The 23,898-nt window shown below is 47.2% G+C and carries 23 protein-coding genes; 13 read left to right on the top strand and 10 right to left on the bottom strand.

Translation table 11 applies throughout. The features are described 5' to 3' along the window. Nucleotides 1-139: 139 nt before the first annotated feature. The gene (glpK, locus tag FXV75_RS13615) at nt 140-1,624 is read left to right on the top strand and encodes a glycerol kinase GlpK (RefSeq protein WP_148834220.1); all 1,485 of its coding nucleotides are present in this window, start codon (nt 140-142) and stop codon (nt 1,622-1,624) included. Nucleotides 1,625-1,714: 90 nt separating this feature from the next. Next, nucleotides 1,715-2,005: a hypothetical protein gene (locus FXV75_RS13610; protein ID WP_148834218.1), complete on the top strand. Its 291-nt coding sequence runs from the start codon at nt 1,715-1,717 to the stop codon at nt 2,003-2,005. 73 nt (nt 2,006-2,078) lie between these two features. Here FXV75_RS13610 and FXV75_RS13605 read toward each other — a convergent pair whose 3' ends face one another. The 3 genes from FXV75_RS13605 to FXV75_RS13595 are packed head-to-tail and all read right to left on the bottom strand — an operon-like array spanning nt 2,079 to nt 4,668. Beyond that, nucleotides 2,079-2,597 (bottom strand): DUF501 domain-containing protein, encoded by a 519-nt coding sequence (locus FXV75_RS13605; RefSeq protein WP_148834216.1) that lies wholly within the window; start codon nt 2,595-2,597, stop codon nt 2,079-2,081. A 35-nt stretch (nt 2,598-2,632) separates the two neighbouring features. Continuing rightward, entirely contained in the window at nt 2,633-3,178 is a 546-nt protein-coding gene (locus tag FXV75_RS13600; protein ID WP_262368556.1) for a PilZ domain-containing protein, read from the bottom strand. A gap of 44 nt (nt 3,179-3,222) precedes the next feature. Beyond that, complete coding sequence (locus tag FXV75_RS13595) at nt 3,223-4,668, bottom strand: PLP-dependent aminotransferase family protein (RefSeq protein WP_148834214.1); 1,446 nt, start codon at nt 4,666-4,668, stop codon at nt 3,223-3,225. A gap of 244 nt (nt 4,669-4,912) precedes the next feature. Here FXV75_RS13595 and FXV75_RS13590 point away from each other — a divergent pair, with 244 nt between their 5' ends. Together FXV75_RS13590 and FXV75_RS13585 are read left to right on the top strand one after the other, a co-directional pair. Then, nucleotides 4,913-6,889 carry a methyl-accepting chemotaxis protein gene (locus tag FXV75_RS13590; RefSeq protein ID WP_148834212.1) on the top strand — a complete coding sequence of 659 codons (1,977 nt, stop codon included), beginning with the start codon at nt 4,913-4,915 and terminating at the stop codon, nt 6,887-6,889. 62 nt (nt 6,890-6,951) lie between these two features. Beyond that, complete coding sequence (locus FXV75_RS13585; protein ID WP_148834210.1) at nt 6,952-7,431, top strand: peroxiredoxin; 480 nt, start codon at nt 6,952-6,954, stop codon at nt 7,429-7,431. Nucleotides 7,432-7,539: 108 nt separating this feature from the next. Here the strand turns inward: FXV75_RS13585 and FXV75_RS13580 are convergent, their stop codons facing one another. The 3 genes from FXV75_RS13580 to FXV75_RS13570 form a co-directional block, all read right to left on the bottom strand. Further along, nucleotides 7,540-8,808, bottom strand: coding sequence for a TRAP transporter large permease (locus FXV75_RS13580; RefSeq protein ID WP_148834207.1), 1,269 nt, complete (start codon nt 8,806-8,808; stop codon nt 7,540-7,542). Next, a complete protein-coding gene (locus FXV75_RS13575; protein ID WP_148834205.1) occupies nt 8,802-9,284 on the bottom strand; it encodes a TRAP transporter small permease in 483 nt (160 codons plus the stop codon). Before FXV75_RS13575 ends, FXV75_RS13580 begins: the two co-directional genes overlap by 7 nt. An 85-nt stretch (nt 9,285-9,369) precedes the next feature. Continuing rightward, complete coding sequence (locus FXV75_RS13570) at nt 9,370-10,380, bottom strand: DctP family TRAP transporter solute-binding subunit (protein WP_148834203.1); 1,011 nt, start codon at nt 10,378-10,380, stop codon at nt 9,370-9,372. Nucleotides 10,381-11,088: 708 nt separating this feature from the next. On the opposite strand from FXV75_RS13570, the gene FXV75_RS13565 reads away from it, so the two are divergent. The 6 genes from FXV75_RS13565 to FXV75_RS13540 all read left to right on the top strand — a co-directional run bounded on the left by FXV75_RS13565 (nt 11,089) and on the right by FXV75_RS13540 (nt 16,078). Further along, nucleotides 11,089-12,096, top strand: a complete 1,008-nt coding sequence (locus tag FXV75_RS13565; protein ID WP_148834201.1) for an amidohydrolase family protein — start codon at nt 11,089-11,091, stop codon at nt 12,094-12,096. 30 nt (nt 12,097-12,126) lie between these two features. Further along, the gene (locus FXV75_RS13560) at nt 12,127-12,804 is read left to right on the top strand and encodes a 4-carboxy-4-hydroxy-2-oxoadipate aldolase/oxaloacetate decarboxylase (RefSeq protein ID WP_148834199.1); all 678 of its coding nucleotides are present in this window, start codon (nt 12,127-12,129) and stop codon (nt 12,802-12,804) included. Continuing rightward, complete coding sequence (locus tag FXV75_RS13555; RefSeq protein ID WP_148834197.1) at nt 12,797-13,885, top strand: 4-oxalomesaconate tautomerase; 1,089 nt, start codon at nt 12,797-12,799, stop codon at nt 13,883-13,885. The genes FXV75_RS13560 and FXV75_RS13555 overlap by 8 nt, the downstream gene beginning before the upstream one ends. A 61-nt stretch (nt 13,886-13,946) precedes the next feature. After that, nucleotides 13,947-14,819 (top strand): amidohydrolase family protein, encoded by an 873-nt coding sequence (locus FXV75_RS13550; protein ID WP_148834195.1) that lies wholly within the window; start codon nt 13,947-13,949, stop codon nt 14,817-14,819. A 42-nt stretch (nt 14,820-14,861) separates the two neighbouring features. Beyond that, nucleotides 14,862-15,224 carry a protocatechuate 4,5-dioxygenase subunit alpha gene (locus tag FXV75_RS13545; protein WP_148834193.1) on the top strand — a complete coding sequence of 121 codons (363 nt, stop codon included), beginning with the start codon at nt 14,862-14,864 and terminating at the stop codon, nt 15,222-15,224. Continuing rightward, a complete protein-coding gene (locus FXV75_RS13540) occupies nt 15,224-16,078 on the top strand; it encodes a class III extradiol dioxygenase family protein (RefSeq protein WP_148834191.1) in 855 nt (284 codons plus the stop codon). The genes FXV75_RS13545 and FXV75_RS13540 overlap by 1 nt, the downstream gene beginning before the upstream one ends. Nucleotides 16,079-16,186: 108 nt before the next feature. Here the strand turns inward: FXV75_RS13540 and FXV75_RS16660 are convergent, their stop codons facing one another. The 4 genes from FXV75_RS16660 to FXV75_RS13520 form a co-directional block, all read right to left on the bottom strand. Beyond that, the gene (locus FXV75_RS16660) at nt 16,187-17,485 is read right to left on the bottom strand and encodes a methyl-accepting chemotaxis protein (protein ID WP_148834189.1); all 1,299 of its coding nucleotides are present in this window, start codon (nt 17,483-17,485) and stop codon (nt 16,187-16,189) included. 378 nt (nt 17,486-17,863) lie between these two features. Beyond that, complete coding sequence (locus tag FXV75_RS13530; protein WP_148834188.1) at nt 17,864-18,847, bottom strand: aldo/keto reductase; 984 nt, start codon at nt 18,845-18,847, stop codon at nt 17,864-17,866. A 90-nt stretch (nt 18,848-18,937) separates the two neighbouring features. Then, nucleotides 18,938-19,885, bottom strand: coding sequence for a Gfo/Idh/MocA family oxidoreductase (locus FXV75_RS13525; RefSeq protein ID WP_148834185.1), 948 nt, complete (start codon nt 19,883-19,885; stop codon nt 18,938-18,940). A 146-nt stretch (nt 19,886-20,031) separates the two neighbouring features. Continuing rightward, nucleotides 20,032-21,246, bottom strand: a complete 1,215-nt coding sequence (locus tag FXV75_RS13520; RefSeq protein ID WP_148834183.1) for a LysR family transcriptional regulator — start codon at nt 21,244-21,246, stop codon at nt 20,032-20,034. 254 nt (nt 21,247-21,500) lie between these two features. On the opposite strand from FXV75_RS13520, the gene FXV75_RS13515 reads away from it, so the two are divergent. From FXV75_RS13515 to FXV75_RS13505, 3 genes are all read left to right on the top strand, one after another. Beyond that, the gene (locus FXV75_RS13515; protein ID WP_148834181.1) at nt 21,501-21,848 is read left to right on the top strand and encodes a protocatechuate 4,5-dioxygenase subunit alpha; all 348 of its coding nucleotides are present in this window, start codon (nt 21,501-21,503) and stop codon (nt 21,846-21,848) included. Next, nucleotides 21,848-22,696, top strand: coding sequence for a class III extradiol dioxygenase family protein (locus FXV75_RS13510; protein ID WP_148834179.1), 849 nt, complete (start codon nt 21,848-21,850; stop codon nt 22,694-22,696). The genes FXV75_RS13515 and FXV75_RS13510 overlap by 1 nt, the downstream gene beginning before the upstream one ends. Nucleotides 22,697-22,977: 281 nt before the next feature. After that, complete coding sequence (locus tag FXV75_RS13505; RefSeq protein ID WP_148834178.1) at nt 22,978-23,832, top strand: shikimate dehydrogenase family protein; 855 nt, start codon at nt 22,978-22,980, stop codon at nt 23,830-23,832. Nucleotides 23,833-23,898: the final 66 nt, after the last annotated feature.

Genomic DNA, 23,898 nt, shown 5'->3' with positions numbered 1-23,898 from the left:
AGGTTACTGCTTGCTAAACAAGTGCCCATTGGTTTTTAATAGAGAATATTCGAATTCGAATTCGAAGATTCATGTTCAAAAAACAAAAAAATTAAGCCGCTTATTTTTTGAGTGGCTATGATGTCAAAGAGAATCCAGTATGACGCATTATATTCTTGCTATTGATCAAGGCACCACCAGTTCTCGGGCTATTGTATTTGATGATAAAGGCGCCCGTGTCGGCCAGTCTCAGCAAGAGTTTCTGCAGATCTTCCCCAATGATGGCTGGGTAGAGCATGATCCTGAAGCGATTTGGGAGTCCACTTTGGCGGTGTGTCGATCTGTCCTCAAGGATACAGGCATAGCGCCAGAAGCGATAGCAACCATCGGTATCACCAATCAACGTGAAACCACGATTCTGTGGGACATTGAAACCGGTAAGCCCATCTACAACGCCATCGTATGGCAAGACCGTCGTACCAGTGCATTTTGTCAAACGCTGACAAAACAAGGGCTGAGTGAGGTCGTGCAGCAAAAAACGGGGTTGTTGATTGATCCGTACTTTTCAGCGACGAAAATCCGCTGGGTGTTAGACAATGTCGACGGGGCACGTGAAAAAGCGCAAGCAGGTAAGTTGGCGTTTGGTACGGTGGACAGCTTCCTGTTATGGCGTTTAACCAATGGAAAGTCTCATAAAACCGACGCCACTAACGCAGCACGTACCATGGCGTTCAATATCCATACGCAAGAATGGGACAAAGAGCTGATTGATCTTTTGGGTATTGGTGATGTGTTGTTTCCTGAGGTGATGGATTGCAGTGCGGACTTTGGTGTCATTGATGCGTCTTGGCTCGGCGCCGCACTTCCGGTGAATGGCATGGCCGGTGACCAGCAAGCGGCCTTGATCGGCCAAGCATGTTTCACCCCCGGTATGGTTAAAAGCACCTATGGCACCGGGTGTTTCATGATATTGAACACGGGCGACGTGGCCATTCGCTCAGAACATAAGCTTTTGACAACAGTGGGTTATCGGTTAGATGGTAAGGTAACCTACGCGTTAGAAGGCAGTATTTTTGTGGCGGGCGCCGCGATTCAGTGGCTTCGCGATGGCTTGAAGTTATTTTCCGATGCCAAGGAAACCCAGAGCTTAGCGAAACAAGCATTAAACGACGATTCGGTCTATTTGGTGCCGGCGTTTACTGGATTGGGGGCGCCTTATTGGGACCCTGATGCACGCGGTGCCATGATTGGTTTAACTCGAGACACCAGCGTGTCAGACATTGTGAGTGCGGGGTTGCGATCCGTTTGCTACCAAACACGTGATCTTGTAGGGGCTATGGCACAAGACGGCGCGACGTTCCGTTCGTTGCGTGTTGATGGTGGCATGGTTATTAACGATGTGATGGTGCAGTTTTTAAGCGATTTACTGGAAATCACCGTAGAGCGCCCTTGTGTGACGGAAACCACCGCTTTGGGGGTGGCATTTTTGGCGGGCCTGCGCATTGGTATGTACAAGTCTTTGAACGACATAGAAACCCTGTGGAAAGCCGACAAGCGCTTTGAGCCTGTTATGGAGAAGGGTACGGGTGACAAATTGTACCAGGGCTGGCAAAAAGCCGTGGATCGCGTTCGCACACGGGATTAGGTGCTTTACGATTCACTACATGCTTTCGCTTGTGCGACAACAGAATTATGGCTAACTTCAATCCTAAATAAAAAAGGTAAGGATCGAATAATGCCAAAAGAATTTATTGAAGTGCAGCAAGAGGATTTTATGAAGTTTGGTGGCGAGCGTCCGAGCTACCTCGAAATAGAAGATGCGCTCATGGCGCTCGGTGGTCACGGGGTCAATGGCAACAGCTTTAAAAACGACATGATGAAATTAGCGGGTTGGACCGGAGGTGCGCTCACAACTTATGCGCAGCGTGCTGCGATTGCACAGGCGGCGTTTAATCGTATTCGAGGCATATTGCCAGCGGTGAAGAGCCCAGAAGAATTAAAAGCCGCACTGAAAACCGCAAAGTAGTCAAAGTACGGTAATGTCGTCTCCTCTTTATGTTTTAGATCGATGTGACTGGTTTATAACGAGTCAATCGCAATCAGGACTCGGCATCAGCGATGGCTCTCATGCCATACTCTTCATCAAGAATACGACCAATGACGTTATCGCCCGCTAAGTGATGGGCATATTGCATGTGTAAACAGCGCACTTTATCCCAATTCGCAATCCCGCCAATTCCCAGCTTATCAAAGAGGGGTTTAAAGCCCTTTTCTTCCAAGATGGCTTTGTGTTCGTCGGTCATGGCTTCCCATCGTCTGGCGATATAGTCGCGATGAGATGCGTGGTGAGCTTCGCGTAATACCTCATCGTCTTGAATACGTTGTTCTAGCTCTTTTACAAAGCCGCTACTTTCTATTTTAGCGAGCGCTTTATCGATGGCTTTGCTCGACAGCCAATATAAGGTCGGGAAAGGTTGCTCGAATACCCAAGTTTCCATTTTTAAGACTTGTGGAATGCCTTGTGGCGAGTAATGCGCAATCGCGCTGATACCATTGGGTGCGCGCCCTAGTTGTAGGGTAATAATATCAATATCGTGCTGAGAGAGTGTGGTCGTCATAATGGTTGATTGTGTCGTATTTTGTATGAAAGAGATTAAATAGAAAACGCTGGGAAACTGGCTGCGAATTTTTGTATCCATTCTGCGGCCGCTTCATTGTAGTTGAGTCGTCGCCCGTCTATTTTTGCTTGGCGTCGATAATGTTCTATTTGAGAAAGCTGTTCGATCATTCGAACGCAGTAACATTCTTCTTTGGTTGGGAATTCAATCGCCACATGGTAGCCATCACTTTCCTTGTTGCACCAGACGATACGGCCAGATACACAAAAATTCGGATCTATTTCTTCCAGCGTAATTCTGACCGAGCGCCCATTATCAAAAGGACGAAGGGTGACATAGGTGATACCGACAAACCCAGCTCTTTCTTCGTTAGTGGGAGGAAAGGGCTGATCTTCTATTAACGTAATCGCTAAAGGAAGGTCTCTCGGATGGGCAACAAATTCCATCGCAACAAGCCAGCTATTAATGTAGATATTGATGTTATCGGCCAAGAAGGCAGAGTGTTTAAAAAAGAAAGCGAATTGTACGCTTTTTGCCCTTTCTGTACAGACGAATTTTAAGATGTGAGACACTAAATTCATAACTTTTACTTATATGACTAATCAACTTGGAGGCGTTGCTGGCTCTAGTCTTGAGCGTTTTCGCTGGTGGCTATGTAGGCGTTGTTTTGCCGTTGGCAAAGCCGACCTAACTCTTTTAGTGCGGCGTCTGTTTTATTGTCCCAATTAAGTGCGTAATTTAAACGAAAATGATGACTAAATTGCGCGGTTAAACTAAAAGCCAAACCTGGCAGTAGGCCAATGTTTTGTTCTAATGCTTGGCTGTACAGTGTCATTGCGTTGAGGGAGTTGGGCAGTGTGACCCATAATAAAAAGCCACCCTGTGGGCGCGAGGTTTGGGTTCCATTTGGAAAGTGTTCTTGGATAAGCGCCTGGCAGCGCGCCAAGTTATCTTGGTAAGCGAGGCGCGTTTTACGTAAATGGCGATCGTACGCGCCATTTTCTAAAAAATTGGCAATGGCCGTTTGTGTGAGTGTGGGGATGGCCAATGATTGAACATAAGCATAATGCTCTATTTGTTCTTGAAATTTGCCTCCAACCACCCAGCCAATGCGAAACCCTGGCGCGATACTTTTTGAAAAAGAGCTGCAATAAATCATCCGGTGATGAATGTCGTCCGCTTTGAGCGCACGTTCACGCTTATCTCGATAGCTTAGTTCGCCATACACATCGTCTTCAATTAGCGTCACGTCTCGGGCAATAGATAACGCTATGAGGCGTGATCGAGCCGATTGGGTGAGTGTGGCCCCCGTTGGGTTCTGATTGTTAGGGGTAATCACACAGGCCTTTATGTCCCATTGAGCGGCGGCGGATTCAAACACATCCAGATCCATGCCAGTCGACGAGTTGCAGGGAATTTCTATGGCTTTAAGTTGGAGCGTTTCAATCGCTTGCAGCACGCCATAATAGGCGGGGCTTTCAATCGCGATGGTGTCTCCGGCCTTTGCCACGGCTTGCAGTGACAGCATTAGCGCATTTTGGCAGCCAAGCGTGATGGTAATGTCATCGGGCTGAAGTTGGCAACCACTGTCCAGCATTCTGATCGCAATTTGGCGACGTAAGTTCAGTGAGCCTGGGGTAAATTCATAGGCCACACAAAGCTCAGGTTCTAAGCGCATTAAGCGTCCGACAGAACGCTGCAACTGGCGTATGGGTAAAAATTGACTCTTGGGTATGGCAGCACCAAATTGGATGACTTTATCGTCTTGCGAGACATGCAATAAACGTCTAAGAAGTGCATGAATCGAGTCATCGTTTTGAATCGGTTCGATTTTTGCTACGTTAGCATGTTGTAACTGAGTCTCTTGAACAAAATAGCCTTTTTGAGGGCGTGCTTTGATCACGCCTCGATCTTCTAGCAAACTGTAGGCCTGCAACACCGTCGCCACACTGACTTCCATTTGCTTGCTAGATTTACGCACAGAAGGGATTTTTGCACCGGGTAAGAAAATACCTTCATGAACTTGATGTTCAATCTGGTTGGCGATTTTTTCGTAAAGGGGGCAATCCATAAAGCATAAGTCGATTTAACAAATAGGAGGTGTAATTTACCAGATCAGTAGATTGAAAGACATCTATGCCCAACCCAGGGCGAAGAGGGTTGTAAGGGGGAGAAACAGGAATGACGCTTTTAGTATGTCAATTCAAACAAACAAAGTGTTAGTGTCATTGAATCATTGTTCTGTCTATTGGGCCAACTTTCAGCGGCTGATTGCGTTACCCAGCACAGCGCTAGAAATTATTTAGGGGTTTATTATGTCTTTGTCGGTTATTCAAAGAGTTTTACTTGGCTTTGGTATTTTACTGCTGTTGTTATTAGTGATGGCGGCGTCGGGCTTTATGGGTATTCATAAAGTTGAAAATCGATTGCAGATTGCAACGGGAAGCGTGGCGGATATTTCGATGAACAGCAACGCATTAAAAGACGATTTGAGCTTGGCCAATGCTGTTGTTTTACAGTATTTACTTAGTAAAACACCGGATTCATTGGAAGATTTGTCATTGCGATTTGCAGCGCATCGACAAGAATTTAGCGAAATATCAGCGGTATTATCTGAGCAGCTAAAAGACATGCCCGTCATGAATGACACGGTGAACAGCATCAGCAAGGAAGCGATACGGTTTTTTGATTACACGGACGTGGCTTTTTCTAACCACAAAACCATGTTGCAACTCCAAGCGATGCTTCCGAATGAAAAGCTTGATTTAAAAGATGTTATCCATTTTGCCAGCGAAGATTTAGACATGCTTGTAGCGGATGGCGACACGCCGGAAGTGCAATTTGCCGCTTCTTATATGCACAGTCAAATAGAAAGCTTGAAGGTTTCGGTCAATGATTATTTTGATGTACGTGGTTTGGATAAAATGCAGGCGCTGCGCACTGAAATGGGGTCGGTTATATCGAGCTTAAAGGACAAACAGACCTATCTCAATGACGATAATATCAATGATTTGGTGAGTGAAATCGACAACAGTATTACTTCCTTGAATGGTGTTATTGCCCAGCATTATCAAAATGCGCAGCTCATGCAGGAATCTGAAGTGTTGGCGAGAGCGTTGTCAGACAGTATGGAAAGCATCAATGCGTCCGTGAGTTTACTTTTGTCTGAGACGCATTTGATGCGTGCTCGTGCAAAGGTAGAGGCCAACCAGGTCGCTTCTGTCTCGACCCTCGTTATTGTCAGTGTTTTGGTCGTCTCTATGGTCATTGCAGCAGGGGTGACATTGTGGGTTAGCCGCAGTATTCGAGTGCCGTTAAAAGAAATAATAGCCATACTAGGGCAAATTGCAGAAGGCGACTTTACACAGTGCAGTCAGGTGAACACCAAGGATGAATTTGGTGAGCTTTCAATGTGGGTTAATGCATTGGTTACCAAGCTCCGAGGTGTTATGACGAACATTGAACAGGCTTCCAACGACGTGGCTGACTCTGCACTGAGCCATGTGTGCTTAGCGGGTGAGTCTAGGCAGCTGATGAATTCGCAGAATCAGAGAACCACCCAAGTGGCATCGTCTATGTCTGATATGGTGGCCGCGGTGGATCAAGTCGCAAAAAGCTCCGAAATTATTTTGCATCAGATTCAATCCGTAGATGAAAAGACCAGTCAAAACCGAGCGAAAATGGACGCGAATATTCAGAAAATTGAAAACACCCTTGGACAAATAGAGCGTTCAACGACGGTCGTTAATCAACTTGATGACTATTCAAAAAGTATTGATCGTATATTAGATGTCATACAGGCCATTGCAGATCAAACCAACCTATTGGCCCTTAATGCCGCGATTGAAGCGGCTCGGGCGGGCGAACAGGGGCGAGGCTTTGCTGTAGTCGCTGACGAAGTTCGCACATTAGCCACTCGAACACACAGCTCAACCGAAGAGATCCAGCACGTGATTGCACAAATACAGCAAGGTGTGACGAAAACGGTGGACAGTATGGAGGCAAGCCGCCAAAGCGCCAGTTCCAGTGTGATTGATGCGCGCTCGGTAGGGGCGTCATTTGTTGACTTGCAAAATAGTATGGCAGACATCAGAGATCTGAGCACACAAATAGCCACCGCAGCGGAAGAACAATCTGCGGTCGCACAAGACATCAGAAAAAGTGTGTTAGACATTGCGCACATGTCAGAGCAAGCAACATTAGGCTCAGATAAAAGTGAGAAAGACAGTAAAGGGTTGTCTGCACTGGCTTCCTATCAGAAACAGCTTCTTAGTCAATTTAAGATTGTTTGATGGTTTTTCTCACGAAGGTTGCGTTAAAATCAGCACCACTTAATTCTCTGGAGAAACCGTTTATGTCGATTCTTGTTGGTGATATGTTGCCTCATGGTGCGTTTCAGGTAATGGGCGATGAAGGCCCTGAGACGGTGGATGTCATCGAGTTTTTTACAGGCAAAACCGTGTTGATGTTTGCAGTGCCAGGGGCGTTCACACCGACCTGCAGCGCGAGCCATCTGCCTGGTTTCGTTGTGCATTGTGATGCGTTAAAAGACAAAGGCATCGACGATATTGTGTGTGTCTCGGTCAATGATGTGTTTGTAATGAACGCTTGGGGCAAGGTCAATAACGCGGAAAACTTGGTTATGGCGGCGGATGGTTTAGCCGAGTTCACCTGTTCAATGGGGTTAGAACTGGACATTTCCGCGGCCAAAATGGGCATTCGTAGCCGCCGCTATGCGATGTTAGTAACGAACGGGATCGTACAGCAATTGTGGTTGGATGAGCCGGGAGAATACAAGGTAAGCTCTGCAGAATACGTATTGAGTCAGCTGTGAGTTTTCGTGTCAGGGCCCTGCTTAATACCTGATGGTTTAACAAAACACCCCCCAAAAAAACGACGCATTAAGCGTCGTTTTTTGTGGATCTGAGCACGCTACTTAGAGTTAATAACCAAACAGATTCGGTAAAAATGTAACCGTACTTGGTACAAAAGTAATCAGAATCAACACCGCCAGCTCGACTAAGAACAACGGCATGATCTGTCTCGAAATCGCCGCGATGCCCACATTGGCTATTGAATTAGACACAAACAGACAAATCCCCATTGGCGGCGTAACAAGACCAATCATAAGATTGAAAATAACCACAATGCCAAAGTGAACCGGATCAATCCCTAAGCTCATCGCAATGGGGTGCAAGATAGGCAACAGGATCAACATGGCCGCGATGCCTTCAAGGAAAAGCCCCACTACCAATAAAATAACGTTGACCAAAATCAAGAACATCCAAGGGCTGGAAACTTGCTCAAGCACCATCTGGCTAACGGTTTGCGGCACTCTTGAAAAAGTCAGTAACCAGTTTGCTGCCGCGACGACACCAATCACAATCAATATCACCGACGAATCACGCATCGCGCGCATGAAAATTCGCGGCAAGCTGGATAAGTGCAGACTTTTTAGAATGAATATGCCGGCTAGTAAAGCATACGCCGCCGCAAACGCCGCCGCTTCGGTGGGCGTAACAATACCGGTTAAAATAGAGCCGACAATAAACACCGGCATGAAAAGTGGAATCCATGCGTCAACAAAGGCCTTCCAGCGCTCTTTCATTGACAGTTTTGCCTTCAGTGGCGCGTAGTGTCCAGCAAAAAAATACACATAGATAGACAAACCAACCGCCAAGAACAAACCTGGCGTAACACCAGCAAGAAACAACGCAGGCACTGACACGCCGGTCGTGATTAGTGCATAAATAATCACCGGAATACTTGGGGGAATCATCGGGCCAATCACCGACGATGCGGCCGTTAATGCCGCGGCAAACGCACGAGGATAGCCTTCTTTTTCCATGGTTGGAATGAACACGCGACCCAGCGCTGAGGTGTCGGCGACCGCTGAACCGGACAAACCTGCAAAGATGACCGATGCCCAAATATTTACATGCGCAAGCCCCGCCTTCATGTGGCCGACTAAAGCATTGGCAAAATTAATAATACGGCCAGTAATGCCGCTTTCGTTCATCAACTCACCCGCCAAAACAAACAGTGGAATGGCCAAAATAGAAAACGAGTCGAGCCCACTAAAAATACGCTGAGCCACCAAACTCACGTTAAAGGGAAGGGTGTAAACATGACCTACAACGCCCAATAAAATGGCAAAGGCAATGGGGCTGCCGATCACTAAAAGAATAAGTAAAATTCCGAGACCTAGCATGAAGAGGGTCCTTTCGCTGATGTGGAGGGCTGAAAGTATTCAACCAGACGAATGAGCGCGGCAATGGTAAGGCAGGCGCCACCAATAACCATAGCCACATGAAAATAGTACATTTGAATGCCAGTGCCTGGCGCTTCTATCGCGCCTCGCTTCATCATAAAAAGATACCCAGAATAGACAATGACAACACCGCTGATGAGAGCAACAAGGTCCGATACAAGGTGCAGTAAGTGACGAATACGAGCGGAAACCATGTCTTCCAAAAACGTAAAGCGAATGTGTAGACCTTCTAAGTAACACAGGGCCATACCAAACATAGTGCCGTAAATCATGGCGTATTTTGCGACTTCTTCGCTCCATTGGATCGGCGAATTTAATAAGTAGCGGCTCAAGCTGCTTACCAAAATAACGCTAAAAATCACGAAAAGAGAGGTGCCGGTCAAGACGGCGAGGGTATTTTTAAAGAGGCGCTTCATGGTGAGCTTTCCGGGTTGTGATGTGACCAAAAAAAACGAACCGAAAGCAATCTTGCTTTCGGTTAGTGTACTTTACACGCTGAGATTATTGGTTGTTGCTAACCATATTGACTGATGATTGGACACGATCGATCCACTCAGGTTGAACTTCACCTTTTAACCAATTAATTACCGCAGGTTGTGCAATATCACGGAACATAGCTAATTGTGCTGGTGTTGGTGTGGTAATTTCCATGCCGTTAGCGGCAAGAGACTTTAACCCTTTAGCAGAATTAAACTGCTGAACGGCACGACCCAAGGTACCGGCCACTTTTGCCGCACGTTCAATAATGGCTCGATCCGCGTCGCTCAAAGACTGATAAATGTCTTCGTTCATCAGCAAGAAATCTGTGCCGTATACGTGACCATCTAACGTTAGGTATTTTTGAAACTCATAAAATTTGTTTGCTTCAATCACACTGACTGGGTTTTCTTGGCCGTCTACCACGCCGGTTGTTAGCGCTGATGGTACTTCAGGCCATGCAATAGGTGTTGGCTCCGCGCCCATGGCTTTCACCATTTCGACGTACAAAGGCAAAGTCTGAACGCGAATTTTTAGACCTTTTAGATCTTTCGGCTCAGCAACAGGGCGTTTTGAGTTGGTAAAGTTACGAAAGCCTGTTTCGCCATACGCTAACGTGCGAAGTCCACTCTGTGCCAAGCAATGTTCTGACAAGGCTTTACCAAATTCACCGTCCAGAACTTCCCATGCTACTGGCGCAGAAGGGAATAAGTAAGGGATTTCTAACACAGCGGCTTCTTTACAGACTTTTGCAAATGCGCCAGACACCATCGCCATACTGAGCGTGCCTTCTTGAGCGGATTGTACAAGATCGGTTTCACCACCCAGCTGGCCTGAAGGGTAAACATTGACTTCAATACGACCGCCAGATTCGGCTTCTACTAAGTTTTTGAAGACTTCAGTTGCCGCGCCTTTTTTAGAGGTGGTCCAATCTTGTGGGTCTACGTGACCAATGGTCAGAGTTAGATCGGCGGCACTTGCGGCACTGATTGCGCCGGCAGCGATTAATCCAGCGGTGATTTTTTTCAAATTCATTTTGTCTCTCCAAGCTCGAGATCTTAGGTCCCGATGGTCTTATTTTTGTGTTTTTCTGCCTAAACATGACGGTTAAGCAGACGGTTACTTATTCGAAAATTGCATTTGTAACAAGTGAATAATATAGGATCATTTATAAAATACCCTATACTTTTTTCAATAGACCCGTAAAAGATAAATTCCGTGCAGCGTGTGGCCGCACTCTTTTAATGTTTGTCTGATACTTGCTCTGTTTTCCTCAATCACCCCACCAAAATGTCGTAATTTTGCTTTTTTTAGAAATGAATTTTTAATGTCTTACGTATATCGAAAATGGAATATGAAAATATAAAAACGACCGATTTTTCTGTGAAAAGTTATAATTATCAACAAGATAAAGTGTTATCGATGTGTGCGTTCTGAATGGCTGATAGGCCAATATGCCTGTTAAATAAAGCAAAAGAGTAAGTGGATCTCTCAAGATAAAAAATGACTATACCAAAATGCAATACCCTTTAGGTCAAATTGAAATAGCCAACTTGTCTTTAGATAAAGAATACTCTTTGCACAAAGTGATGAAGTGGCTGCAGCATTAGCCAGCGTGTTAAAAAGTGAACGGGATGTTGATGTATAAATTTGTACCTAACAGTCAACACCCCAAGTGATTTCAATTTATGACTTTAGCGTCGTCGTCACGACGCTAAATACGATCCGTATAGAGAGCCTAAGATGATTATAGATTGCCATGGACATTACACCACCACGCCTGCAGGCGTTGGTGAATACCGCGACAAACAAAAAGCCGCTGTTGCCAAAGACCCTGCATTTGTCGGAGAAAAAGGCAAAGTCGTTGTTTCTGATGACGAAATTCGCGACAGTATTATCAACAATCAGCTGCGTTTACAGCAAGAGCGCGGCACTGATTTGACCATTTTCTCCCCTCGTGCCAGCTGGATGGGACATCACATTGGCAACGAATTCACCAGCCAATATTGGACGGAACATCAAAACGATTTAATCCGTCGTGTGTGTGATCTTTTCCCTGATAACTTTGCGCCAGTCGCTCAATTGCCTCAATCTCCAGGCGTTGATCCAGGTAAATCGGTCGCTGAAATCGTGCGTACTATCGAGGAAATGGGCTTTATTGGCATTAACTTAAACCCCGACCCGAGTGGTGGTTACTGGCAAGACAAGTCTTTGGCGGATCGCTCTTTTTACCCAATTTATGAGAAAATGTGCGAATACGACATTCCTGCGATGATCCACGTGAGTGCCGCTTGCAATGACTGTTTCCACACAACGGGCTCCCATTATTTGGGCGCAGACACCACCGGCTTTCAACAGTTGATGATGTCCGACGTGTTTAAAGACTTCCCTGAATTGAAAATCATTATTCCCCATGGTGGCGGCGCCGTGCCTTATCACTGGGGCCGTTTCCGTGGCATGGCATTAGATCAAGGTTTTGATCTTGCTGAGCGTGTATTGAACAATATTTACTTTGATACTTGTGTTTATCATCAGCGAGGCATCGATTTGCTATTGGATATTATTCCAACCAAAAATATCTTATTTGCCTCTGAAATGATTGGTGCGGTGCGCGGTATTGACCCAGAAAGTGGCCATTACTTTGACGACACAAAACGCTACATCGACAACAATACCGTACTAAGCGCTGAGCAAAAGCAGGCCATCTTTGAGGGCAATGCTCGTCGTGTGTTTTCTAGGCTTACAGCGTAACGCTCTTGATTAAAGGGAAAGGAACTGACAATGCGAAACAATATAGTAGTACAACACATCGACCGTGCCGACCAAGCTGTGATCGACGGATTGGCAGAATGCGGTGTGGCGACCATTCATGAATCCCAAGGTCGCGTGGGCTTACTGGCTCACTATATGCGCCCCATTCAAATCGATAAAACCATTGCGGGTTCAGCGATCACTATTTCTGGCGCCGCTGGCGATAACTGGATGATGCACGTGGCGATTGAACAATGCCAAGCGGGTGACGTGATGGTGTTCGCACCGACATCGCCGTCTAACCATGGGTTCTTTGGTGACTTACTGGCGACGTCGGCCCAGTCTCGCGGAGTCGTGGGTTTGATCATTGATGGCGGGGTACGTGACACCCGTGATTTGCGTCAAATGAACTTTCCAGTATGGTCCAAAGCCGTGTTTGCGGAAGGTACGATTAAAGAAACCGTGGGCTCGGTAAATGTGCCCATGGTGTGCGCGGATGCCTTGGTAAACCCGGGTGATGTGATTGTGGCCGATGACGACGGTGTGGTGGTAGTACGCCGCGAAAATGCCGTTGAGGTGCTTGAACTTGCCCGTGCTCGTATGGCAAACGAAGAAGCCAAACGCGTTCGCATGGCGAACGGCGAATTGGGTTTGGACATTTATGACATGCGACCGCGCCTAAAAGAAAAAGGCCTTAAGTATGTCTAACGCATCTGGCGTCCTAAAAAGTGCGCCGTGCATGTGGATGCGAGGCGGCACGTCAAAAGGCGCGTACTTTTTGGCGGCGGATTTGCCGACGGATATCGAGGCGCGCGCGCAGTTTTTATTGCGCGTGATGGGGTCGCCGGATGAGCGTCAAATTGACGGCATCGGTGGTGCAGATCCTCTTGCTTCTAAAGTCGCCGTGGTGAAAAAGTCAGAACGCGATGACGCTGATGTCGATTATTTGTTTCTGCAGGTGTTTGTTGATCAGGCGATTGTCACCGACGCACAAAACTGCGGCAATATTTTAGCGGGCATTGCCCCGTTTGCGATTGAACGTGGTTTGGTGAACGGTCTTGAAGGTGAAACCTCGGTTCGAATCTTCATGGAAAACACCGGACAAATCGCGGTTGCTCGTGTGTTGGTTAAAGACGGCGAAGTGCAGTACGAAGGGGAGGCTCGCATTGATGGTGTGCCTGGCTTTTCGGCGGCGGTGCCGATTGTATTTCAAGACACGGCGGGCTCCAGCTGCGGCGCCTTGTTGCCAACCGGTAATGTGGTCGATGTGATTGATGGCGTGGAAGTCACCTGCATCGACAACGGCATGCCGGTAGTGATTATGCGCGCGGTCGATATGGGCATCACAGGGCGAGAGTCTCGTGAAGAGCTCGAAGCCAATGATGCGTTACGTGCAAAGTTAGAATCGATTCGATTACAGGTCGGCCCGATGATGAACTTGGGCGACGTGAAAGACAAATCGGTACCGAAAATGACCATGGTGAGCGCGGCGACAAACGGTGGCGCGATTTCCACCCGTACGTTTATTCCCCATCGCTGTCACGCGTCTATTGGCGTCTTGGGTGCGGTGAGTGTGGCAACAGCGGCGGTACTGAAAGGCTCGCCTGCGAATGAAGTAGCGAGTTATCAGCCTGCTTCGCGTATGACTTTGGATGTTGAGCATCCTATTGGTGCCATGACAGTCATCTTAGATCAGGATGAGCAAGGCAACGTCGGCTCTGCCGCGATTTTACGCACCACGAGAAAACTGTTTGATGGGCAGGTCTTTGCTCACGCTAACGGTCTTTAATGTGCGAATGCGAATACGAGAGTATTGACGATACAACGAATTATTGAATAGGTATTTGAACATGATGGACAAAGATTATATTCCATTTCACTCGGCGCCCAGTAAGCCTGAGTTTGTTGCTCCAGCGGGAGCGGTAGACGCGCACTGTCACGTTTTTGGTCCGGTGGATAAATTCCCCTACCACCCGAAGCGTAAATACACCCCTTGTGATGCGTCAAAAGAGCAGCTGTTCGCATTGCGTGATCACTTGGGTTTTTCGCGCAACGTGATCGTGCAAGCATCTTGTCATAGCACCGACAATTCCGCCTTGATCGATGCACTAGAAACCGCAGGGGAATTAGCGCGCGGCGTTGCTTTTGTGGACGATAGCATCACCCACGAAGACATCGAAAAAATGCACGCAGCGGGGGTTCGTGGCGTGCGGTTTAATTTTGTTAAGCGTCTGGTGGACAGCACCCCAAAAGAAGTGTTTTTCTCCATCGCCGACAAGATTCGTCCGTTTGGTTGGCACATTGTGGTGTATTTTGAAGCAGCAGAATTGGAAGAATTGATTCCCTTCCTAAAAGCGTTGAACACCACCATAGTGGTTGATCATATGGGCACGCCGAATGTGAAAAATGGCGTTGATCATCCTGATTTCAAGCGCTTTGTGAACTTCATGGCCGACAATGACAATGTTTGGTGTAAAGTGAGCTGCCCCGAGCGATTGACCCAGCACGCGCCGGATTACTCCGATGTGTACCCGTTTGCCCGTACCCTCGTTGAGCAGTTCCCTGATCGCGTTTTGTGGGGCACAGATTGGCCACACCCCAACATGAAAGTAGAAGCGCCAAATGATGGTCACCTTGTGGATGTCATTCCCCATATCGCACCAACAAAAGCGCTACAGCAAGCCTTGCTGGTGGACAATCCAATGCGATTGTATTGGGCTTAAACCAAGTAATTTAACCAAATACAAACAGAGGTTACCCACAACATGTCCAGTCAGTACACAGATCGACAATTTCAGGGCACCTACCTTTTTGATGGTCAAATGGCCAAAAAAGGCTACGGCTTAAACAAAATGTGTTACTCATTTAATGAGCAATCTGCACGGGATGCATTCAGTGCCGACCCGGAGGCTTACTGTGACAAGTACAATCTCACAGAAGCGCAAAAAACAGCGATCCACAATAAAGACGTCATCGGGCTGTTGCGCGAAGGCGGCAGTATTTATTATTTGGCTAAGTTTACCGGCTTACTTAAGTTAAATATGCAAGACATTGGTGGCCTACAAACGGGCATGAGTACTGATGAATTTAAAGCAATGCTTGAGAAAAACGGACGAGGAGAAATCTAATGGCGAACATTATCGGAGCCGTCACCACGTCTCACATCCCCGCGATTGCCAATGCTATGGCAAATGGATTGGAACAAACCCCGTATTGGAAACCTTTTTTCGATGCGTATCCCCCCGTACGCGACTGGCTAAATGAGAAAAAACCCGACGTTATCATTCTTTTTTATAACGACCATGGCTTGGAATTTTTCATCGACAAAAAGCCCACCTTTGCTATGGGCGTGGCAGATGAATACCACAACGCCGACGAAGGCTGGGGCATTCCAACGATTCCGCCCGTCACCGGCGAATCAGACTTGTCTTGGCACATCGCCAACAGCATTGTCGACGAAGGCTTTGACATGACCATTTGCCAAGAAATGAAAGTTGATCACGGTTTAACCGTACCGCTGAATTTGATGTGGCCAGGTCACCAATATGGCCATGTAAAAGTCATTCCGGTGTGCATCAACTGTGAGCAGTATCCGATGGCTCAGCCTTGGCGAACCTATGCCTTAGGCCAAGCCATTGGCCGCGCAGTACAGTCCTATGAAAAAGACATTAACGTGGTCGTATTCGGCACCGGCGGCATGTCCCATCAACTCGACGGCGAGCGCGCAGGCTTTATCAACCGCGCCTTCGACATCGACTGCCTAGACAAGCTCGTCAGCGACCCAGAAGCCCTAACCCGATACACCAACATGGACCTTGTCGAGCAAGGCGGCGCCCAAGCCGTGGAACTCAACATGCACATCGCCATGCGCGGTACATTATTAGGCAAAGTGACGGAATTACACCGTAACTACCACGCGCCGATTTCCAATACTGGCTCTGGGTTAATGCTACTGGAACACGAAATGCCAACGGCTGAGTGAGTGTACCGTCGCCGCTAATTTGGAAAGGTAAGCACAAAAAATCCGATGTCTGATACTAGGCATCGGATTTTTTATTGCCGTGAAAATGGTGTTAAAGCACTTTTAAGCTCACTTCATATCGACGTCGAGTAATGTATTTATGGTGTTGGCGACGTGTTCTGCGCCCGTTAATATTTCATTAATAATGCCAGAGGCTTCTTCTATAAGTATCGCGTTCTCACCAGAACGTTCGCTGACTTTGATCATGCTTGTCTTAGCTTGACGGGTTAGGTTGCTGTTTTGAGCGACCATTTCTTCAATTTCAATGGTGGATTTGCTAGTGCGAGAAGCCAGAGTTCTGACTTCATCCGCCACGACCGCAAAGCCTCGGCCATGTTCGCCAGCTCGTGCGGCTTCTATCGCCGCATTTAGCGCAAGCAAGTTGGTCTGATCGGCAATAGAGCCTATGGTTGAAACAATTTTGGCAATGTGTTCGGATTGTTTGTTGAGTTGTTCGATTAAGTGAGTGGAGTTTTCGATTTCACTGATAATGTGATTCGACGTTTCTACAGTTTGACGAAGAATTTTCGCGCCGTTTTCCGATACTTGTGCTGTTTCTACAGAAGTTGAGTGCGCTACTTCGGCCGCATGTTGGATGGCTTGCTGACCATTAATACGCTCGGTAATGTCGGAGGCCACTTTGATGATTTTTTCGACTCTTCCGAGGTGATTATAAACAGGGTTGTAACTGGCTTCTAACCAGATCGTTTCGCCTTGCTTATTGATTCGTTCAAATTGGCCCGTTTTGAATTCACCATTCGCAAGTTCTGCCCAGAAATTCGGGTTGGTTTCGTAAAACTTATCTTTACAGAATTTTTTGTGGTGTTTGCCGACAATCTCTTTCAAGGAGCCAATGCCCATCGCTGCGAGGAAGTTGTCATTGGCGGTCATTACCGTGCAATCTGGTGCGAATTCAATCATAGCGTTCGAACGATCAATGGCGTTGTAAACGGCTTCTTGGTTATCCGCCATTTGTTTTGCTTGCGTAATGTCAGACGCTATTTTCATTATCTTGACCACTTCACCGCCGACTTTAATGGGGAAGTAGGTGGCTTCTAGCCAAAGGTCTGAGCCGTCTTTTGTCTGGCGTAAGAATATACCTTGTTGGCATTTGTTGGAAGCCAGTCGCGGCCAAAAGTCTTTGTAATCATTGCTGTTCCGAATTTCATCTGGGCACAGCATCGAATGATGTTGGCCTTTTAGTTCTTCTAGTGAATATCCAACGGCGCCAAGGAAATGAGGGTTTGCATCCAGAATCGTACCGTCTGGTAGGAAGTAAATAGTCGCACAAAAATTACTCATGGCTTGAATAATATCTGTGTCCATTGAAATAGTGGGTTGTGGGACCGCTTTTGCTTTGAAAAACATAGATTCTTACTCTTTACTTTATTAGGTCGATGACACATTCGAATGATTTTAAAGTAAGTGTGCTGGTGAAGATGTGAGTAAAGTGTAAACAATGGTGTGATTTGGTAATGCTATACGTTTTGTTCGAGATCACGACGTTCGCGTTTGGTCGAGGCGAGGTGCGGTGTTTTTCACAATTGGGTCTAAAGAAGACGGCCGTAATGATGAAATTGTCTTGTGTGTCAGTGAACTCAAAGCACGTCTAATCTATAAGTAGGAACCTAGATACACAAACAAGTGATTTAGCCAACAAGACGTCACCCGTTCGAACCCTTAAAAATGGCAGCGATTCGATCGGGTGAGGGAGATCAAGCATAATGAGCGCCTGAAATCGTGCGATTAAGAAAACTCTTCGGTGTCTATTTCCGCTTGTTGTGTGGCGTTGTATCGTGTTCCATGCACGTTATTTTGGTTGATCATGTCGTCCAGCACGTTAACGTGTTTTGCGTCTAGTCTGAGTTGGGTCGCGGCAAAATTGTCTTGCATGTGTTGCACAGAGCGTGTGCCAGGGATCGAGACAATGTTGTCGTCTTTGGCGTGTAGCCATGCCAAGGCAAGTTGCGCTGGGGTGCAGCCGATGTCTTTTGCAAGGGCAAAGTAATCGTTTAACAAGGCAAGATTGTTTGGGTAATGTTCGGCATGAAAGCGAGGCATGTTGTTGCGGATGTCTTTGGCGTCTAACGCGGTTACGTCTTTTAACGCACCGGTTAAAAAACCACGCGCCAAGGGGCTAAAGGCCACGAAGGTAATGCCTTGTTGTTTGCAGGTGTCGAGCACAGCAATTTCTGGGTTACGGGTCCACAAAGAATATTCGGATTGAATGGCGGTGATCGGGAATTCATTGTGAGCACGAGTTAAGGTATCCGCTGACACTTCTGATAAGCCAATGCCACCGATTTTACCTTCTTTGACCAAGTCACCGAGCGCGCCGGCGCTTTCCTCTATCGGTACGGTGGGGTCCAAGCGATGCAAGTAGTACAAGTCGATGTGGTCGGTTTGCAAGCGTTTTAAACTGTCTTCGCATTGCTGACGCAGGTTGTCAGGTCGACCGTTTATTTCCTTCTTACCATTGACCATAGCCATACCGCATTTGCTTGCGAGAAAGAAATCATCGCGACGGTCTTTTAGGGCCTTGCCTACGAGTAATTCGTTATTGCCTCCACCGTATAAAGTGGCCGTATCAAAATGGCGGTAGCCCATCTCAAAGGCGGCTTGCAAGGCTTCGATGGCTTGACTTTCTTCTAATGGCGCGCCATATGCATGGGACACATTCATGCAACCAAGGCCAAGGTGTGGGTGCGTAAGCTGAGTCTGTTTTGACATTAAAAAATCCTTCATAAAAAACAGGGAGCCGAAGCTCCCTGTTTGAGTGTTGTTGAGTCACTTTAGCGTCTTGTTGCTTGGCTATTCGACTCAGGCTTCTAGGCATTCTTCTAAACGGTGCAAGGTTTCCATTGCCTCGATGGCTTGGGTGACGCAGGAATTAGGCGCGCGACCTTCCTGTATCGCCGCAATAAATTCACGGTCTTGCAGTTCGATACCGTTATTAGAAACGGCCACACCAGACAAATCAATCTTGTTGTCGTTGCCGTCGAACAAATCATCGTAACGCGCTAAGTACGTGCCGTTGTCACAGATATAACGGAAGAACGTACCAAATGGACCGTCATTGTTAAAAGACAATGACAGCGTACAGATCGCACCAGATGGTACTTTCATGCCAATGCTCATGTCCATAGCGATGCCAAGATCTGGGTGGATTGGGCCTTGTAGCGCTTGTACTTTGCTAGCGGTTGCGCCCGTTTGATATTGGAACAAATCGACCGTGTGGCAGGCATGGTGCCACAGTAAGTGGTCTGTCCAAGAGCGAGCTTGCCCTAAAGCATTTTTATTGGAGCGGCGGAAGAAGTAAGTTTGCACGTCCATCTGTTGAACGGTTAATTCACCCGCTTCGATTTTATTGTGAATCCACTGATGAGAAGGGTTGAAGCGACGCGTGTGACCTGCCATGGCAACAAGGTTCGTTTTTTTATGCGCCTCAACGACCTTGCGTGCGTCTTCAATGGTGTCAGCCATGGGGATTTCAGACATGACGTGCTTGCCCGCTTCAAGACATTGAATGGTTTGTGCGGCGTGCAATTGTGTCGGCGTCGCTAGGATAACCGCGTCGACGTCGTCACGGGCCAAGCTTTCCGCAAGATCGGTTGTGTAATGAAGAACGCCACGGTCTTCGGCAAAAGCTTTGATGGCGTCGATTTTTGTGCCAACGACAGACACGACTTCGGCGCCATCTATTGCAGCAATGGCGTCCATGTGTTTCATGCCAAAAGCGCCAGAGGCGCCGGCGATGCAAATTCTCATTAATTTACTCCTAACCATGCGAGTGTAAAGGGGGGGGGGCGTACCCAAGTTTTAAATTAACAACAAATCTAGCATTCGTCATCTAATGGGGATAATCCATAAACCGCATAAGCCATTCAATTTTCGCAATGAGTCATAGCTTGTCGTTAACGAAAGTGCTCAGATATTTTGCGTAGTACGCTAAGAAAATGAGATTGTGTCACCGTGGGAAGCCAGCTTTTGCGCACACAAAGCCCAATGGGGCGTCTAGTATGTTCAAGTGAAAAGTCTAATGCAGTGAGTAATTCAATATTAATTTCTCGCTCTACTTGATGGGCAGAAATGAGCGTAAGTCGATCACTTTCGAGCAGCAGTTCACGGATCAATACCTGTGAGCTGGATTCCACCAGGCGCGTTGGTAAGGCAACATGGGCGTCTTGGAACAGCGCTTCAAAGGCTTGTCGGGTAGGGGTGCCTTTTGCAGGTACTACCCAAGCATAACGGGTCAGGTCCTGAACGCTGAGATGCGCTTGCTGTGTAAGCGGATGATTTTTTCGTCCCACGATAGACAACGGGGGCGACCATAACTCTTCTTGCACCACATCGTCGGCCGGTGTGGGGTAACGCAATGCGCCTAAAATAATGTCGATGTCGCCTTGGCGCAAGTGGTGCAATAAATCGGCATACGGGCCTTCTGTGACATTGATGTTCACATCTGGATGACGTTCGTTAAATTGCAAAATAGATTTGGGTAAGATGGTCATGCGTGCCAACGGCATACTGCCAATGGTGATGGTGCTGACGTCTTTAAACTGCAGTGCGTTAATTTCGTAAATGCCTTGGCGTAATTCACTAAAGGCCAACTTTGTGGCTTTTGATAAGGTTTGTGCCGCCTTGGTGGCGCTGGTCCCCAAGCTGTTTTTTTCGAAAAGCACCACGCCTAACAGTTTTTCAAGATCCCGTGCTGCGCGGTGAACTGAAGACTGAGATACCCCCAATTGACGGCTGGCGATACTGAAATTTTGCGCCTCGCTGACCGCAATAAGAGCACGCAATTGCGTGGTACTGATCAGAGCAATGAGGTTTTTCGGGGGGCGCTCTTTGGGGGTGGTGTCTTTCACAATCTCTTGAGTGGCTTGCTGGATATAATCCACCGCTCGGCCGACGCGTTTTTGCCAGACCTCGCCAGAGGCGGTGGGGTACATGCCGTCTGAGTGTCGTTCAAATAAAGCCGCGCCCAACACGCCTTCTAATTTGGCGATGGCTTGGGTAATGGCCGGTTGGGATAAGAAAATATGTTCAGAGGCACGGGTGATGCTCTTTAGTTCAGCAACGGCAAGAAAGACGCGTAAGTGTCGTAAGTTGGGAATGGCGATTTCCATGTGGCTTCCTATTTTTTAAAAACTATATCAAAAACGAATATCAAAGGAAGTAAAAACAAGCATTAATGATGTTTTTTTTGCTATATAGGGCAATAAATTGGTGTTCTTAACATTCAGTTAAAATTTGGCATTCTATTTTTTAAATAGAAAATACTAGATGTAGATCAAGGTTTGTACTGGCTGTTTATTCCTATACTCACTTCCGATTGACGTGCAAATCATTAAGAAAGTGCGCCACAAGAGCGAGGTATAAGATGAGTGAAATGACCCCCATCCCCGGCAATATTATGTTCGATGGTCCGATGGCAACCAAAGGCTATCCCCTAAATAAAATGTGTTACTCCTTTAACAAGGCCGAAGCTAGGGCGGCGTTTTTGGCCAATGAAGAAGCCTATTGTGAACAATTTGAGCTCAACGACGAGCAAAAACACGCGGTTCGAGCGCGCAATGTGATCGCGTTGCTCGACGCCGGTGGCAGCATTTATTACTTGGCGAAATTCGCCGGTATCTTGGGTTTAAACGTTCAGGATGTGGGTGGCTTGCAAACTGGCATGACGACCGATGAATTTAAAGCATTTTTAGTGCAACAGGGAGAAAAATAATGGCCAAATTAATGGGTGGCATTGCTACCTCGCATATTCCTGCCATTGGCATGGCGATGGACAAAGGGTTGGAGCAAACGCCGTACTGGAAAGATTTTTTTGAGGCGTATCCGCCGGTTCGAAAGTGGCTATACGCACAACAACCTGACATTGCGGTGATTTTTTATAACGATCACGGTTTAGAGTTTTTCCACGACCGTAAGCCAACGTTTGCTATTGGCGCGGCGGCTCAGTATCACAATGCTGATGAAGGCTGGGGGATTGCGCAAATTCCGCCGGTCACGGGCGAAACCGAATTGTCATGGCACATTGTGAACCAACTCATAGAGGCTGAATTTGATATTACCGTGTGCCAGGAAATGAAGGTCGATCACGGCTTAACCGTACCCTTAACCTTAATGTGGCCAGGGCATCAATACGGTCATATCAAGGTGATTCCGGTGGCGATTAATTGCGAGCGTCATCCCATGCCCAAACCCAGCCGCTGTTTTGCTTTTGGCAAAGCCATTGGTGATGCTATTCGCTCCTACGACAGCGATCAAAACGTGGTCGTGTTTGGAACCGGGGGGTTGTCTCATCAATTAGATGGCCAGCGTGCTGGTTTCATCAATAAAGCGTTTGATTTGTATTGCATGGACAAAATAGTCAATGAGCCAGAAGCGCTAACCAAACTGAGCAACTTTGATTTAGTTGAGCAAGGTGGTTCGCAAGGCGTTGAGTTGAATATGTGGCTAGCGATGCGTGGCGCACTTCAAGGGCCACTAACAGAGTTGCACCGTAGTTATCATTTGCCTATATCGAACACCGGCGCCGGCTTGCAATTATTGGCCACCAGCGACAGCCTATAACGTTTCATCTGCCCTATTCTGATATGACTTTTTCATTCAAAATACAGGTCAAATTGTCATACAACAAAATACGCGTTTTGGTATACGCTTCTTCTATCCTAGATAAAGAAGCGTTCTTATCTTCAATCTGCTCATCGCGGCGTAACCATACACTAAGGCTTTGTGAACAAAAGGCTGGGTTATGAGCCATGACGGCTTGATGCTAAGTATGGCTTGTTTGTCCTTCTATTTTTTTATCAAGGCGATGACATTCCTTTTTGGCATACGTCGGAGGCAATACTATGTTACATATCGGTTTAATCGGTCAGGCTATCGCGGCGTCTCGTTCCCCTTCCTTGCATATGATGCTTGGAGAGTTGAAGCAACTTCCTGTGGATTACCAATTGCAAGTGCCGGAAGAGAGTTCTGCCGCGTCTTTTAATGCAAAACTGGCGGACATTCGCGCGTTGGGTTTTGTCGGAACGAACGTTACTTTTCCTTATAAGCAAATTGCGATAGACAGCGCCGACGAAGTAAACGACGCGGTCAAAAAAGTCGGTGCGACCAACACCTTGTTATTAAAAGACGGTAAGGTTTGCGCGTTTAACACCGATTACACGGGCTTTATTCGTGGTTATAAAGGTCGCGTTGGCGATTTGCCAGCCGGAAAAGTACTGATGATAGGCGCGGGTGGTGTTGGCCGGGCCATTGGTTTTGCTTTATTTGAAGTAGGCGCGACGGAAGTGCTGGTCACGGACTTGAGTGAAGCCAGTGCGCAGTCTTTAGTCGACGCCATTAATCGCGCTGGTTACTCTGCCCGGGTGGTGGCCAAAGAAGACATTGCTGCCGCTGCCGCCGACGCTGACGGTTTGGTAAATTGCACTCCGGTTGGGCACTTAAAAACCCCAGGTATGCCGATTGCAGCGGACTTGATCTATGGCCAAAAATGGGCCTTTGATGCGGTTTACACCCCTATGGACACTGAGTTTTTGGTGGAAGCCAACCGTAAATCGTTGCAAATTGTCTCGGGTTTTGATTTGTTCTTTTACCAAGCGATTGATGCGTTTGAGATTTTCACCGGTGAAAAAATCACCGACGTTAAGCCGGTCTGGGATCAGTTCCGTGAAAAATACAACGTGGTAAGTTCATTGATTTAGGCTGTGATCTAGGCATTGTTGCACAGCACATAAACTCATAGAATAAGTCACCCTAAAAGGCGCCGT

This window comes from Marinomonas sp. IMCC 4694 (assembly GCF_008122525.1).
Taxonomy (GTDB): Bacteria; Pseudomonadota; Gammaproteobacteria; order Pseudomonadales; family Marinomonadaceae; genus Marinomonas.
The sequence above is the reverse complement of the archived record's forward strand: the minus strand, read 5'-3'. Positions and strand labels throughout refer to the sequence as shown.